At 59.3% G+C, this 15805-nt stretch carries 8 protein-coding genes and 4 pseudogenes; 6 read left to right on the forward strand and 6 right to left on the reverse strand.

Annotated elements, in window-relative coordinates; genetic code table 11:
* A partial coding sequence (locus CQ13_RS32290) for an Ig-like domain-containing protein (protein WP_197427511.1) occupies window positions 1-2093 on the reverse strand: 2093 nt, incomplete at its 3' end.
* Between the two features lie 999 nt (window positions 2094-3092).
* Here CQ13_RS32290 and CQ13_RS32295 point away from each other — a divergent pair.
* From CQ13_RS32295 to CQ13_RS43685, 4 pseudogenes are all read left to right on the forward strand, one after another.
* Window positions 3093-3667: pseudogene (locus CQ13_RS32295) on the forward strand (transposase); the annotation flags it as partial.
* A gap of 132 nt (window positions 3668-3799) precedes the next feature.
* A pseudogene (tnpA, locus tag CQ13_RS47370) lies at window positions 3800-4051 on the forward strand (IS66-like element accessory protein TnpA); the annotation flags it as partial.
* Window positions 4052-4130: 79 nt separating this feature from the next.
* A pseudogene (tnpC, locus tag CQ13_RS32305) lies at window positions 4131-5405 on the forward strand (IS66 family transposase); the annotation flags it as partial.
* Between the two features lie 58 nt (window positions 5406-5463).
* Window positions 5464-5645: pseudogene (locus CQ13_RS43685) on the forward strand (IS5/IS1182 family transposase); the annotation flags it as partial.
* A 115-nt stretch (window positions 5646-5760) separates the two neighbouring features.
* Here CQ13_RS43685 and CQ13_RS32315 read toward each other — a convergent pair.
* Both CQ13_RS32315 and CQ13_RS46045 read right to left on the reverse strand, forming a co-directional pair.
* Window positions 5761-6453 (reverse strand): O-methyltransferase, encoded by a 693-nt coding sequence (locus CQ13_RS32315; RefSeq protein WP_197427512.1) that lies wholly within the window; start codon window positions 6451-6453, stop codon window positions 5761-5763.
* A 346-nt stretch (window positions 6454-6799) separates the two neighbouring features.
* A complete protein-coding gene (locus CQ13_RS46045) occupies window positions 6800-7882 on the reverse strand; it encodes a right-handed parallel beta-helix repeat-containing protein (RefSeq protein ID WP_245309473.1) in 1083 nt (360 codons plus the stop codon).
* Between the two features lie 743 nt (window positions 7883-8625).
* On the opposite strand from CQ13_RS46045, the gene CQ13_RS32330 reads away from it, so the two are divergent.
* Complete coding sequence (locus CQ13_RS32330) at window positions 8626-10065, forward strand: O-antigen ligase family protein (RefSeq protein WP_057846853.1); 1440 nt, start codon at window positions 8626-8628, stop codon at window positions 10063-10065.
* Here CQ13_RS32330 and CQ13_RS32335 read toward each other — a convergent pair.
* The 3 genes from CQ13_RS32335 to asnB form a co-directional block, all read right to left on the reverse strand.
* On the reverse strand, window positions 10056-10946 hold the full coding sequence (locus tag CQ13_RS32335) for a glycosyltransferase (RefSeq protein WP_197427513.1): 891 nt from the start codon (window positions 10944-10946) through the stop codon (window positions 10056-10058). The genes CQ13_RS32330 and CQ13_RS32335 overlap by 10 nt on opposite strands.
* A gap of 481 nt (window positions 10947-11427) precedes the next feature.
* The gene (locus tag CQ13_RS32340) at window positions 11428-12327 is read right to left on the reverse strand and encodes a glycosyltransferase family 2 protein (protein WP_063800203.1); all 900 of its coding nucleotides are present in this window, start codon (window positions 12325-12327) and stop codon (window positions 11428-11430) included.
* 11 nt (window positions 12328-12338) lie between these two features.
* Window positions 12339-14207, reverse strand: coding sequence for an asparagine synthase (glutamine-hydrolyzing) (asnB, locus tag CQ13_RS32345; protein WP_057846855.1), 1869 nt, complete (start codon window positions 14205-14207; stop codon window positions 12339-12341).
* Window positions 14208-14376: 169 nt separating this feature from the next.
* Here asnB and CQ13_RS32350 point away from each other — a divergent pair, with 169 nt between their 5' ends.
* Window positions 14377-15357, forward strand: coding sequence for a glycosyltransferase family 2 protein (locus CQ13_RS32350; protein WP_197427514.1), 981 nt, complete (start codon window positions 14377-14379; stop codon window positions 15355-15357).
* Window positions 15358-15805: the final 448 nt, after the last annotated feature.

Here is a 15805-nt window from a genome sequence, read left to right on the forward strand (position 1 = left end):
TCCGCACCGATCGGCGTCCAGGTGCCATCTTGCCCGTCCACAAAATCCGCACCGCGATACTTCAGCGAGGGGCCCGATCCGCTGCTGCTGTTGAGGTAATATTTGCCACCACTCTCAACGAGACTTGTCGCACCAGCCGATTCGATCTGATCACCCGGGCTTGGCGCAGGCGACGCCCCGCTGATCACGCTGCTGACCGACTGCGACGCGGCGCTCACATTGCCTGCAGCGTCGGCAGCCTTGGCCGTCAGCGTGTGCGTGCCGGTCGACAAGGCATTTGTCGTAATGCTCCAGGCCCCGGTCGAAGTCGTCGTCCCCGTTCCGACCACCGTGGTGCCGTCATAGACCGTAACCTTGCTGTTGGCCTCGGCTGTCCCTGATAGCTTGACCTGATTGGTATTGACGATGGCGTTGCTGCTCAGGACCGGGGCAGTCGGCGCCACCGTATCCACCGTCACGGTCACCGCACCGGACTTGGCACTGGTCTGACCGCTCGAATTGGTCGCAGTCGCGGTCAACACATGCTTGGCGTTGGTCAGGACCGAGGTGATGTAGTCCCAGCTCCCAGTCGAACTGGCGGTCGTCGTGCCGATCTGGGTCGAGCCATCGTAAATCTTGATGGTGCTGTTGGCAGCCGCGGTACCCTTGAGCTGGAGGGTATTATCGCTGGTGATGCCATCGCCGGCCGCCCCGGTGTCGTTCGAGAATGACGCGATGGTCGGCGTAGCCGGTGTAGCCGGGGGTGCCGAGGTGCCGGTGCTGGCCGTGACCACGGCAGATGCCGCGCCGGTGTTGCCTGCGGCATCGGTCGCCTTGGCGGTGAGGCTGTGCGAACCGGCCGCAAGGGCACCGGTGGTATAACCCCACACGCCGCTGCTATTGGCCGTCGCGGTCCCGATCTGGGTGGTGCCGTCGAACACCTTCACGACGCTGTTCGCTTCCGCCGTACCGGTCAGGTTCAGGCCGCCGTTGGCGTTGTTGGTGGGCGTCGCCATCGTCGGGGCCGTGGGCGCCACGGTGTCAATTTTCACGGCAAGCACCGATGACGTCGAACTGGTGCCCGACGTCGTGGTGGCCGTGGCCTTGAGGCTATGATTGCCGTCCGATAGCGCAGCGGTCGTGTAGGTCCACGCGCCACTGCTGTCGGCCGTGGTGGTCCCAATCTGGGTCGTACCGTCGAACACCTTCACGGTGCTGCTGGCGGCAGCGGTGCCCTTGAGCTGGAGGGTGTTGTCATTGGTGATGCCGTCGCCAGCCACCCCACTATCGTTCGAGAACGACGCGATCGTCGGCGCGGAAGGCACGGTTGGCGTCGGAGGCGGCGACGAGGTTGGGTAAGGCGTCGGGTCGGTGTTGTTGTCCCATTGGACATTGTTGCGAATGGTCGCGTTCGTATTCTGGACCGCGATGTAGCCGTAATGCCCCCGGTCGAGGTAGTTGTTCTCGATCACGACGTTGGTGATAGTGCCGTTTAGCCCGGCCTTTTGGGCCACGTGCACCGTGTACGCCGGGTCACCAAACATCAGGTTGTCTCTGACGATGACATCGTTGACGGAGCCAAAGTCGTTATCGATAAAGACCGCGGCCGTGCCGTTGTTATTGGGCGCGATAATCGTATTGTGCTCAATTACCACATGGTTTTGGCCGCCCAGGGCGGTGACGCCATCGTAGTGCGGATCGGCGCTGCCGTAAAATAAGTCGTGGATATAGTTGCCGCTGACGGTGCTCGCGCCGTCCGTTAATTGGATGCCAATCGAGACATGCGAAATGTCGTTGCCGACAAACGTTCCGGAGCCGAGAATGCCCGAGTTGGTTAAGTTGCCTCCGATGATATCGCAGTTCTCAACCCGAAGGTTGGGCGAGTTCTCGCCCTCGATGCCCCACCAACCATCACTCTTGATGATGCAGTTGCGGATCGTTACGTTCGCAGCCTTGACGGCAAGTTGGCCGTCAATGATCACGTTCTCGATAACGGTGCCGGCCGTCGTGATGTTCATCGGCCCCTTGTAGGCGGTGAGCGTCACGCCAGCCTGTACGCCCGTCGTCGTCGCGTCAGGCATGCCGAAGAGAGCAGGGTTAATGATACCAGTCATGTATATTGTCCCCTAATGTGTGTGGCGGTCCGCCTTCCGCGTCACATGAGCGCAATTTGCCCCCACTCATGCCACGGGCTTGGGCTAGTGTGTCCACGTATTGGTCGTACGGAGACGGCTTTTTTGGGACCATATTGCGCCGATGACGCGGGCCTAGTTGAGGTCATTTTCGTTCGCTTCGATCGTCCGCTTGACAAACATTGGTGCACCGAGATTCTCGCGGATTTTCCCGGCTTAATAAAGCTGATAACCTTGACGCTTGCGGCACTCGCCGATCTGGCACTGCGCACCATAAATGGACCGTTTTTAAGAATTGCTTTTCGGATTATTTCTCATTTTATCTCATCGACAGATCTGATAAATCGAGATGAACACATCATTTAAATTCCGGATTATTACTGAAGCGCCACGCGAATCCATCCCATGTCGACTTCACCCGAAGAATTTAAGCAGTGCAATCCGAGGCGAGCCACGTGAGAAACGCAACTCGCCGGCGGAGAGCAATGATGTTGACGCTGGCTCATGTCTGCCGGCGCACCAGCAGTCGACGCATTGCCTGGGGTCGCCCCTACTCTCGCAGTACGATAAGTTGGCTTTCTGCGACGAGCAGCGCAGGCAATTCGCTCAACCTCCAAGTTGAAGCAACTAAAATATGAGCGCGACGCTCCATCCTAAGCGCGGGGCGACTCAGGGTCAATGACCTAAGTGACCTCAGCACAATAGCAGCCGATTTATTTGTATTATTTGCATCGGCTGCATACTATTTCTATTAAATATGGCTATTATTTTTGCGCCATTCAAACCGACTGCTGCCGCGACCGGGTTTAATGAAAGCTCGGTGATTGCACGGACGTTAAGTAAAGCACATCCCCGGCGCGTCGCGATTGCTCGACACTGTACGTCATCCTCTCGACGAACTCCTACGAGCCTGTGAATCTTTTGTAGCAGAGCGTCACGCGACCATGATTCTCTGCGACGATCGATTCGCAGGGGGAGAAGATGGCTGGCGACGAGCTGTTTGGAGAACTGCCGGAGCAAGGGAGCCGGAGCGGCGAGCCGAAGCAGTGCGGGGCGGGGCGCCGCGGCTGCGCGAGCCGATGCGCGACCAGGTCGAACTGCGAGCGGTCGATATCGATTGCTTGATCGGGCAGGATCATCCGGCGCGGGTGATCTGGGCTTGTGTCGAAGGGCTCGATCTGAGCGAGCTGGAAAATCGGGTCAAGGCGCGGGAGAACAGACCCGGCCATCCGGCGCCATCGCCACGGCTGCTGCTGGCACTCTGGCTGTACACCACGAGCGACGGCGTCGGCAGCGCGCGGGCGTTGGATGCTTTGCGACAGCCATGACCTCTATCGCTGGCTCTGTGGCGGGGTGTCGCTGCGCTGTCGGACTTGCGGGTCGGCTGTGCCGATCTGCTCGACCGCCTGCTGAGCGAACATCTGGCGGCGCTGAGCAAGGCGGGGCTGGTCGATCTGGAGAAGTTGGCTCAGGACGGGGTGCGGATACGGGCGAATGCGGGAGCCGATTCGTTCCGCCGACAGGCGACGCTGGATCGGCAGATGGCGCAGGCTAAGGGCTAAGGCCGTGGTGGAAGAGCTCAAGCGTATCCGTCCGGTGAAGGCCGCCTTGCCGATTGAGACGCGTTGTTGAGAACTGTCCTTGTGGACAGTGATAGGCGCAGTGCCCAGGTTGAACGGCTCGAAGTGGTGGACACAGGCCGGCGGCGGCGCTGGTCCGAGGATGAGAAGCTCAAGATCGTCCTGGAGAGCTTACAGGCGCCGCGCCAGGTCGCGGCGACGGCGCGGCGATATGGCGTTTCGCGCTCATTGCTGCTCCGATGGCGAGGGTCGTTTCGCCCCGAGCCGAAGGATGCCGCCCATCAAACGGGCTTCGTACCGGCGATGGTGGTCGCGGAATCGGGGCCGACGCTTGGTCCGGTCGGGCCGGCCGGCGGCGGCGCGATCGAGATCGAGTTTGCGGCCGGGGTTCGGATGCGGATCACGGGCAGCCGAGAAGATTGCGGTGCCATCGTTCGAGCGCCGCAAGCCGGCGCGCCGGCCGCTGCCAGGAGCATCTGCCGCGGGAACGCCTTGTCTATCCGGTGCCTGCGACCTGTCCATGCTGCGGCGATAGCCGGTTGCGCAAGATCGGCGAGGACGTGACCGAGACGCGGAGCTCGTTCCGCGCCAGTGGAAGGTGATCCAGCACGTGCGCGAGAAGCTCGCCTGCCGGGCCTGCGAAGCGATCACCCAGCTGCCGGCGCCCTCGCATCCGATCGCGCGCGGGCGTGCGGGACCCAAGCTGCTGGCCCATGTGCTGTTCGCCAAGTACGGCCTGCACCTGCCACTCCATCGTCAGAGTGACGTCTACCAGCGCGAAGGCATCGACCTCGACGTATCGACGCTCGCCGACTGGGTGGGCGCGTCGGCCGCAACCCTGATGCCGCTGGTCGATGCAATCCGGAGCCATGTCTTCGCTGCCGAGCGCATCCACGCCGACGACACCACGGTGCCGGTCTTGGCCAAGGGCAAGACCCGGACCGGTCGGCTCTGGACCTATGCGCGCGACGACCGACCGTTCGGCCCCGATCCGCCGGCCGCCGTGTTCTTCTATTCGCTGGATCGTAGCGGGGAGCATCCGGAGCAGCATCTGGCGGGCGATGCCGGGCTGATGCAGGCCGACGCCTATGCCGGTTTTGGCAAGCTCTACGAGGCCAATCGCAAAGCAGGTCCGATCATCGAGGCCGCTTGCTGGGCGCACGGCCGGCGCAAGTTCTTCGATCTGGCACGGCTCAGCAAGGCGCCGATCGCGGCCGATGCAGTCAAGCGCATCGACGTCCTGTTCGCCACCGAGCGCGAGATCAACGGTCTCGCGCCGCAGGAGCGCCGGCACGTGCGCCAGGAGCGCAGTCGACCATTGATCACCGAACTGCACGCTAGGCTGCGCGAGCAGCGGGACAAGCTCTCCAGGAACAACGAGACGACCAAGGCGATCAACTACTGCCTCAGCCGCTGGGATGCATTCACCCGCTTCCTTGATGACGGGCGCCCGTGCATGTCGAACAACGCCACCGAGCGCGAGCTACGGGCCGTCGCCGTGGGCAGAAGAAACTGGACCTTCGCCGGCTCCGATGAGGGCGGCCGGCGTACGGCTGCGATCTACACACTCATCGCCACCGCCAAGCTCAACGACATCGATCCACAGGCTTGGCTCGCCGACGTGCTGGCCCGCCTGCCGGATCATCCCGCCAAGCGCATCCACGAACTCATGCCCTGGAATCGGCGGCTTCAGAGCATCGCTCACGCGGCTTGAGCCTAATCAGCCCTCCACCCAGAACGGCCTAACCGGGGGCCGTCACCGGATGCGTACGCTCAAGCGCGAGGTCGATGCGGATCCGGAAGCCAGCAATCGGCGCATCCGGGCCGCCAGGGCGGCACAGCACGCGAACGCAGTGAGCGGGTGCAAGCTGCGCAAGCGGCGCTGGCCGAGATCAAACGCAAGCGAAAGAAGCTCGATGGGAAAGGCGGCAATGGCACGAAGCCGAAGGAGGCCGCTCGCCAAGGACCGCCCGATCGCCACCAGCGCCCGTTCAACGCGCTGAAGGGATTAAGCTCCGGCATTTCGATCGCCGGATATTTCCCAACGCGCAATTGCGGAGCTGTCTAGGTTAATGCGCGTCTACATTCGCAGGCTCACGGACCGTCAACACGCCAATTCCAAACACCCCTTGATCATAGTCATCAACGATCTCCGTAACATCGTGGGAGAGTTTGAGCTCGTCCCACAGCTTGGCGACCTGAATGTCAGGATCAAATCTGTTTTGTAATATATCATGAAAAACGATCAGGCCGCCTTGTCGAACAAGTGCTCTGTATTGGTCGTAGTCTTGCTTCACACCGCTGTAGGAATGATCTCCATCAATAAAAAGCAGATCGACAGGCTTATCTCTCAGAACCTCAACAGCTTTCTCGTAGGTTTCTCTTAGGTGAGAGTTGCCTCGTAGAAGATGCAAGTTTTGCGTCGCTAAAATACACCGTCGAAAGAGGTGAGCCTTCCAACGAGGGTAGCCGCCACCATACATTCCGCTTGGTAAGTCTATGCTAATCAAAGTTGCGTCTGGGCTTGCGCATCGGGACAGGAGCAAGAGTGTACCCCCTTTTGCGGTGCCGATCTCCAGTACAGTGCGTGGACGAAGTTTATCGATCCTGGCCAGCAAGACCTCCAACTCCCCTCTGTTCTGGATGGGGCGCAATGCGCCGCCAAAACGATCAAATACAATGTCTATTAATGTATGGCGATCGGTCGACGACAGCCGTCCGATCTCCCGTACAATCGCCGGCGAATACGCGAGATCGCGCAATGACTTCTTCTGGTTCCACAGCCACCGGACGATCAAAAAAAACGCCGGGTACCTTCCTGTCCGTTGGAGGGACTTAGCCCTTCGCCGTAGTGGTTCGACAAAAGTTAACATCCGTTGACTGCTCCGCTACCCGTTTGAGCTACCTTGCCCACGAATTGCAGCAGTGAAGCACCAATTTGCGTCGACCGCAAATGGGCTGAATCTCTATAGATTTAGGTCCGCGCGCCGAGGGCGCGCCTAATACGCGCGGCACGAGAAGGGCACCAGATGGGGCCGAAAACATAGTCGGTGTCCCCGTAAGCCGCGGCCGGCGGGAGGCATCAATCGCAATGGCCATTTGGGCCCATCATCTTGGGTACGGGATGGGGTCTACGTGATTATTCCATTCTACATTGTTGCGGATGATCGGTTTCGAATTCTCGACCGCGATGTAGCCGTAAGCTCCGCGCTCAATGTAGTTGTTCTCGATCACGACGTTGGTGATAGTGCCGTTTGGTGTGATGGCGGCCACGTACATCGCGTACGACGGATCGCCGTACATCAGGTTGTTCCTGACCACAACATCGTCAATGGGGCCAAAGTCGTTCTTGATAAAGACGGCGGCCGTGCCATGGTCATTGGGTACTGAAATCGTATTGTGCTCTATTACCACCTGGTTTTGGCGGCCCAGGACGGTGATGCCGTCATAGTGCGGATCGGCGACGCCGCTCGCCAAGTCATGGATGTAGTTATCTCGAATCGTGCTGGCGCCATCGGTTGTCTGTATGCCAATCGTAACGCCCCGAATATCGTTGCCGACGAACGTTCCCGATCCGAGGATTGCCGAATTACTGGCCGCCTTGGCGCCCGGACCGATGATGTCGCAATTCTCGATACGAAGGTTGGCTGCTCCCTCACCTTCGATGCCCCACCATCCAAAATTCTGAATGATACAGTTCTTAATCGTGACGTTCGCTGCCTTAACCGAAAGCGTTCCGTTGATGATCACGTTCTCGATCACTGCGCCCGGCCTCGTGATGGTCATTGGGCCGCTGTAGTTCGTCAGGGTAACGCCAGCCGGGACACCCGCCGTATCCGCGGTAGGCAGGCCGAAGCGAGTTGGATCGATGGTGCTTCCCGCCTGGGGCGGTGACGGGAGCTCACCGCCTTTGTTTTCGCGCTCACGTCGCAACTCGTCCCGCTTTGGCTCAATTCGCTCCTCGCGATTGAGCTTTAGCTTCTCCTGCTTTGGTCCAAGTCGCTTCTCTCGTTCGAGCCGCAATTCTTCCCGCCGCTTTTCCAGCCGTTCACGAGCGGCGTTGACGCGAGATTGCCATTCCTCCGGGGACAGTTTGTTCAAATCACCTGTCGAGCGATCTTGCGCGAAACACACGCTTGAAAAACCCGCGGCTAGGCAAGCCATAGCGACAAAAAACAGACTCCGATTCATGCTTATCCCGCCCTATCAATTGGGCACCCAGGTGGAGTTTGTGCTCGGGCAGCCCGAATCGGTTGGTAGATTGGCTCCCAGTGGCGAATTGATTCATAGCCAAGTCGGCTACGATCCTTCACACCAGAGGCGCTTCGACAAATGGCACGAACGCATTGCACTTAATTATCAATCAGCCCCTAAGGTATTATTTCACGTCTTCAGCGAAGCCCACACCGTGGTTTACGAACTGATCATAGCGGGGCCGAGATCGGAGAGAAAAACGCAGTAGACATCTCGATCGGCCCACACTGGTCTAATACTGGACCGACAGTCAGTAGAGAACGCATTCGGCTTCCGCGCAAAAACATCCTCGTTGCCCGAAGCAGCAGTACCTCGGTGCAGCCTTTGATACCACAGTAAGCGCAAGGAGACTTTCGTTAAGAGCACAACAGTGACTTGCAAATAGTTGCAGACTGGTCGGGGCCTTGTCGAGGGCGACGACTGCAACTGAAACCTCGGGAGGCTGTGGCCACATTATCGACCCGCCGAGCAGGTCGCAAAGAATTAAGAGCTGGCAGTGCTCTTAATTAAATTGAGCAATCGACACCTCTCTGCAAGATTAGTTGTGCCCTTAGCCTTGCAAACTTCTCTGAAAATGAGTAGTTGATCGCTCCATGAAAGGGATGGAAAATACAAATATTGGGCGAAGGTTAATCCCTAAATGCCTTTTTCCGAGCGACAAGGCAGGAACGAAATAGTAGATGGCCATTGATGGGGTCTACACCGGGTCACGGCGTTACCGGGATCTGGAGGGAACGATTCCCCGTGCTCCCCGGCGGCACGCCATCGGTGCGGATCGGCCGGGCAAGAAGAATTTGCCCTTGCCCGTTCGTCTTTTCTTGGCCTCCTTGGTCCTTCCTTGGGTTGTGACAGTCGGTCCTGTCTCGCTGTCCATCTCCCGCGTGATCCTACTCGCGATGGTCCTTCCCTGCCTGGCCAAGTGGATCGGCGGCGGGTCGGGACGGATACGGGCCCCCGACATTGCCCTGCTGCTGTTCTGCCTCTGGAGCGCACTGAGCCTAATCGTAGTCCATGGCCCGATATTCGCCGTACAGCCCGCCGGCATCCTGTTTGTTGAAACGATGGGCGCCTATCTTGTAGCCAGATGCTACATCCGGGACGCCGACGACTTCTTCAACATGGCACGCTTGCTGTTCAGGGTCGTGGCGCTTCTCTTTCCGTTCGCGCTCTTAGAGGTACTGACCGGACGCAATGTTCTCCTGGAACTTTTCGCCGCTATTCTTCCGTCCTATCCGGATAGCAACGATCTGCGTGCAGGTCTTCGGCGGGCCCAGGTTGTCTTCGAGCATGCGATCCTGTTCGGCATCTGCGCCAGTAGCGCTCTCGCCCTGACCCATCTGGTCCTGGGCCACCGCATTCCGCTGTTTCAGCGGTGCCTGAAGACTGGGCTCGTTGGAGCAACGGCTTTGCTGTCATTGTCATCGGCCCCAATCGCGGCCATCGTCGTGCAGGCGACGTTGATGATATGGGGCGCGCTCTTTAGGAAGAGCCCGTACTGCTGGAGAATTCTCTGGTGCCTGTTCCTGGCAGCTTATCTCGCCGTCGTGTTCGGCTCCAATCAGAGCCCGATCCAGTTCTACATTTCACACTTCACCTTCGACCCGCATACGGGCTGGCATCGCCTACTGATTTGGGAGTTCGGCTCTGCTTCGGTCCTGAATAATCCGCTTTTTGGCATCGGATTTGGCGGCTGGGCGCGATCTAGCTGGATGTCGACAAGTGTCGACATGTTTTGGCTCCTAAATGCTATGAGGTACGGCATCCCGGGTGGCCTTCTAATACTATTGTCCTTCTTCACCGCGTTTCTAGGCGTGAGCTTCAGGAAGGGGCTGGATGAGCGGCTGATCGCCTATCGAACTGCTTATCTGATTGTGATGATGGCGTTCTTCCTAGTGGGCTGGACGGTCCACTTCTGGGGAACGGCTTACCTCTGGTTTATATTTCTTCTTGGCAGCGGGGTGTGGCTGCTGGATGTGCGGATCGACGATCGTGTCCGATATCGTCCGGACCTTTCAGACGATCTACGTCGCACTGCCCGTGAAAGGGGTGCGTTGCTCGGCGGGCCATCTTTGCCGGCCTCCAGACGCGGCATGGCTCCAGCGCAACGTCGTCAAAGCTGAGGTCCGTTCCGGACTCGCCACGACGCCCAGATCAGCTTGGCCCGGGTCAAGCCGTCTCTTCCGAGCAATCGCATGGCCAGTGCTTTCACTGCCTTTCTGCTTACCTCCCTGGCGAGGCGTACCGGTTGCGCCACCAGGCGGTCAAGCATCCGCTCGTGCACATTTGCGTCTTGAACATCATTGATCAAGCCGGGGAACCGATCGATATGAGACGAAGAGCAAACCCGCTTGCCGCGAATTCTGTTACTGACGTTCCGCCCATGAACAACCTGCAGCCATGCGGGCTCCCCGCCAATCTCAATTACGGGCATGTTCTCTCCGAGTAGATTGTGCCAGTTGGACCAACAGGTGATCGGAGACTTCCAGGTTTCCCGCACCGAGCAAAAGGCATTGCGAGGGTCCTTGATGATGTAGAGCCTGTTCTCGCTCTTGATAAGGCCCTCCGCGATATAGAGGGCTGTTCTTTCCCCCTTTCGACCCGCCAACTGAATTCGACGGATGAAATCCGTCGCCAGACCGTCATCATTATCGAGATTGGTGGTAATGAGCTCGGCGCGTGGCGCGCCAACAAGGGAGCGAATGTCGGCGCAGAGTTCCGCGCGACTGACGGAGGCTCGAAAGATCGGCTGGTAGACGCCGGGAGGGCGCTCTCGTATCCAGCGCATCAGCCATTCAGGGCTTTCGGGGTCAAAGTAAATAATCCAGCGGAACTCTTTGTTGGTTTGCGAACAGACAGACGGTAGGCAATATCTCTCGAATAGTTCCACGCGTTGTTGTAACCAGCCATCCTTAGCTCGGATTATATTCTCGGCGCTCACGGAAGGCAGGTTAAACCGTGTTAGAAGAACGTGGTCGATGCCGGATGTCATAGGTGCAGGCAACGGAACTGCTCCTGTCTTTTGGGCGCAACGGCAAAATAATACATTTAATTATGTCATTTTACTTAACTTCAAGAGCGGAAACAAACAAATAAAATAAAATGGGCGGACGGTGTTTTTTCGTCGATTTCTACAAATGCCGTTATGATTAAGCGTTAACCTAATCCGCTCGCCCTATCCTTGGCCATCGACCGCAGTTTCGCGGGTCTTAAGAGCCCGTTACGCGTGCGGGCACGCCAGCCAAGGCGCCGGCCCACGGAAATGTCTCGCGTCACGATGTGATCCAGAGCGACCTTAGCTCCTGCGTCAGTGATGAGCCAGAATACATCCGCGTCCTGAGCCTTTCGCGGCTTGCGTTTCGGCGGTTAGGAGCCGCGCGTAGCGTACAGAAATCTGCTCCCTGACGTATCATGGCCGCGGGCCCGGCGCATGGCACCAGATGGCAGGTGGCATTTGTCCGATCTTGGAGCAGTGCGTCCGTCTTCTATTTCCGATTCCACGCTGCCGAGATTTTTAGGCCGTCGTCCCGGAGTAGCACTCCGATCATGCGGCCACTGCGATAGAGCCTGATCGCGGTCAGACAGAGAAATGCCAAGATGCGCTCCCGCGGACCTGAGACACGGGGCGAGAAGAGCAGTGTCCGAAATTCCACAACTGGAGATCCGGCAACTGCGATCGTCCTGCCCAACCAACGCAGCGCACCAAGGCGTCGGGGCCGGATACGTTCGTAGTCATGAGCGATGTGCCTGTCCCATTTCCCTGTCAGTTCGGCGAAGGTCTTCCGAGCGGGATGAAACACGATCATTTCCGGTACATACCGTATCGCATAGCCTTTCGCGCAGGCACGCAGCCCCCAATCGCGGTCCTCGGCAACCTCGATCCCCGCAAAGGGTCCGATCTCGGCGACGACCGACGGCAACGTTGCAAGATTGCCAGTTCCCGAAAACCCTTCTGCGATGTGTTCGCTGTTGCGGTAGGAATAGATGCTTTCATATGGTTCGAGAAATGTAGGCCGCGAGGGATTTTCATAACTGACCTGAACATCGCCACCGATGATCCGAGTACGTCGGTCGGCAAAAGCGGCCTCAATCGCAGCGAGCCAACCGGGATCGGCCCGGCAATCGGCATCGATAAATGCCAGGATGTCACCGCGCGCCTCGCGGATTCCGCGGTTGCGAGCCGGCCCTGGGCCGGGAATGGATTCTGAGACCAGTCGGACATCAGGCCAAGCAGAACAAACCGTGCTGGGCAACCTCGCCGACCCGTTATCGACGACGATGATCTCGATCTTGCTAGTGATGGCACGCTGGGCGTGCAGGGCTTCCAAACCAACCGTGAGGTAGGCTTCCTGGTTGAGGTGCGGAATGATGACTGAGATCAGCATTGCCGGTCCGATCAGAAGAACTCGCGCAGGAACGTCTCCAGCGCGAACAGAGCCCAGAGCGTCTTGTCGTGATTCTGCTGTCCTTTTGCATGCTCGTCCAGATAGAGCCCGACCGTTGCGCGATCGAGGTGGGGACCGCTAATGCTATCCGACCCGAGCAGGAGTTCCCGCGCCGGATCGCGCAACGGGCCGCGAAACCATTCCGTCACCGGCATTCTGAAACCGTTCTTCCGCCGGGTTAAAACCGATTTCGACAGGCGCGAGCCTAAAGCCTCGCGTACAATCCGTTTAGTAACACCCCACTTGATGCGTTGGCTGTCCGGCAAGGTGCTGGCGAACTCCGCGAGCCGAACGTCCATGAACGGTGCGCGCGCCTCGATCGAGGCAGCCATTGTCATCATGTCCATCCGCTCGAGCAGGTTGTCAGGCAGCCAGGACGTCTGATCGAAATGCAGTACACGGCGCAAGGGTGTACTTCCCACCGCCGCACTGAAGGGGCGCGCATCGGGCTGCCGGCAGACCGCGGGGCCGGTCCACAGTGTCTTGCGTTCTGCCGTGGTAAGCGCGCCGAACCAGGAGATCATTCGCTCATCGAACCGGCGCGTGCTCATTGCTCTTGCGGCAATTCTCAATCTCCGGCCCACCGCAGGAGCCGGAGATGTCGCCGCGAGTAGAGCATGCCCCGCGACCGACAGCAGTCCCGGTCCGGCAAGGCGGCCAAGATGCCTCTCCACCAGGTGCTTCGGATAGCCACCGAACATCTCGTCAGATCCCTCACCCGACAGTATGACCTTCACGTGTTTCGCAGCCTCCACCGACATCATGTAGATCGGCAGATCGGCGGTCTCCGCGATTGGCGCGGCACGATGACGGCTGAGCATTGGTAGCAGCGCGGTCAGGTCGTCCGGCACGAGTTCTAGCGATGTATGGGTCGTGCCGATCTGACGCGCGGTTTCGGCGGCGGAGCTCAATTCCGAAGCTGGATCATCCCGGAAACCGACCGAAAAGGTTCTTATTTCAGGGGCGCCGAGATGGGCCAGCGTCGCCACGATCGCCGTGGAGTCGAGCCCGCCCGACAGGAAGGCCCCGAGCGGCACATCGGCTCTCAGGCGCAGCTTCACCGCCTCATCGAAGACGGCAAGGAACTCGGCGACAGGGTCGGCGGGTGGCGTACGGTGTTGCGCTGTTTCTTCCGGAGCGGTCCAGTAGCGCCGCGTCGTCATCTCTCCGTTCCGCCATATCAGACAGCTTCCCGGTGGCAGCTTGCGGATATTACGAAAAAAAGTGAAGGGGCCGGGCGCGTAACGCCAGCAGAGGTATTGGTAAAGCGTGTCGATGTCGAGTTCGGCACGCACTTCCGGATGAGTAAGCAAGGCAGCTATTTCGGAGCCGAACACCAGCACTGGCCCGGAAACCGTCTGCCGCTCGGCGAGGAACAGCGGCTTCTTGCCGAACTGATCCCGCGCTAGCACAACGGTCCGCGTAAGGTCGTCATGCAGCGCAAATGCGAACATGCCCCTGAACCGGGGCAGGCACTCGGCCCCCCAGGTGCGCCAGGCTTCGAGGATAACCTCGGTATCCGAGCAGGTCGTGAATCGCGCGCCGCGCGCCAGGAGCTCGTTACGGATCTCGATGTAGTTGTATATTTCGCCGTTGAACACGACGGTGAACCGTCCGTCGTGGCTGGTCATCGGCTGGCTGCCGCCCGCGAGGTCGATGATCGAAAGGCGCCGGTGCCCTAGTGCGGCCACGGCGCCTCCGGAAAGGGGCAAAATGGTCTGTCCTTCGCCATCCGGTCCGCGATGCCTAAGAGCGTCCGTCATGTTTTGAAGGCGTCCGGCATCCGCCGGGGGTCCTATCCATCCCGCAATGCCACACAAGGTCTATGTCCTTCCGTCAGAAAATATCTGTAGTGAATAGAGCTTCATCACAATTGGTCCGGTCGTGTAAAAGAACCTCGCTGCAAGATTGCACGGAGATGGCTTCCATAATACAGAATTTCGAGGTTTTTGGCGTTGGTTGCAACGGGCCAAGCAGGGATCACGACGTGTGACGAAAATAACTGGCGAATTCGGGCAGTCTGCGCCCCTCGTTTCCATTATCGTCGTCAGCTACAACACGCGCGAGATGACGCTCGAATGCCTGCGGTCGGTCTTTGCGCAGACACGCCAGCCCTTCGAACTGATTGTGGTGGACAACGCTTCGTCCGACGGATCCGCCGCTGCGATCGCGGCAGAGTTTCCGGATGTCCGCCTGATGGCGGAAATCGAGAACCACGGCTTCGCCAAGGCCAACAACATAGCTGCGTCCCTTGCCCGCGGGGAGTATCTTCTGTTGCTCAACCCCGATACCGTCGTGCTTGAGGGAGCTATCGACCGGCTTCTTGATTTCGCGCGTCGCGTGCCCGAAGCTGGAATTTGGGGCGGCCGGACGCTTCACGCTGACCGCAGCCTCAACCCGACCAACTGCTGGCGGCGCATGACGCTCTGGAGCGTGGCGAGCCAGGTCGTGGGGCTATCGAGCCTGTTCCGCCGCAGCACGCTCTTCAATCCCGAAGGTTACGGCGGTTGGCCGCGCGACAGCGAGCGCGGGGTCGATATCGTCACCGGGTGTTTCCTACTGATCCGACGAGAATTCTGGAAGGAACTCGGAGGTTTTGACCCGAGCTACGTGATGTATGGCGAAGAAGCCGATCTCTGCCTGCGCGCCCAGGCGAAGGGAGCGCGGCCGATGATCACGCCCGAAGCTCAAATCGTCCATTATGCCGGTGCTTCCGAAACAGTGCGGTCCGACAAAATGGTGCGGCTACTGCGCGCCAAGGTGCTGCTGATCCGGCGGCATTTTCCTCGTTGGCAGCGGCCGGCCGGCCTGATGCTCTTCCGGCTTTGGCCGCTCAGCCGATACTGGGCAACGCGCGCGCTAGGGCGGCGTATGGCTGCCCAAACTTGGGGCGAGATCTGGCGACGACGGCCCGAATGGTGGCATGGCTGGCCGGAAACTGGGAACGGCCCGTCTTCCAGTCCCCGCTGATCGGAATGTCAATCGCGCTTCCGCTGTCGAGCTGATCTACATCCAATTTTTTGCTTCTTTTACCAGCAGCTAGGTGACAGCGGTCGTCTCGTCGGGGCGGGACTGCGCAGACGGAACGAACGCGAGGTGCCCGCACGGCTGCCATCCCAATGGGCCAGGCTCACGCCTTAGGCGCGATCCCGAAATTTTTCCGAACGGCCATAAGCAATTTGGTAATCCCGAAAAACTTTCGCGCCCTGGATCTGGGTGATCGGATCACCTTCGTTCGCCGTAAGTTCAAGCGCTGACGTCCGCCAGGTCAAAGGTGTTTCCAGCGCGTGGGATTCGGCAGTTGATCACTGTAAGAACTCGTGCGTGCGCTGGGACCTTCAAACTCGCTCGTCGTTTTCCCAAGTTGCGCGCGAACACGAGTGAGACCAACAACCCGGCACTGATCGGATTGTTCGAG

The organism is Bradyrhizobium retamae, assembly GCF_001440415.1.
GTDB classification, from domain to species: Bacteria; Pseudomonadota; Alphaproteobacteria; order Rhizobiales; family Xanthobacteraceae; genus Bradyrhizobium; species Bradyrhizobium retamae.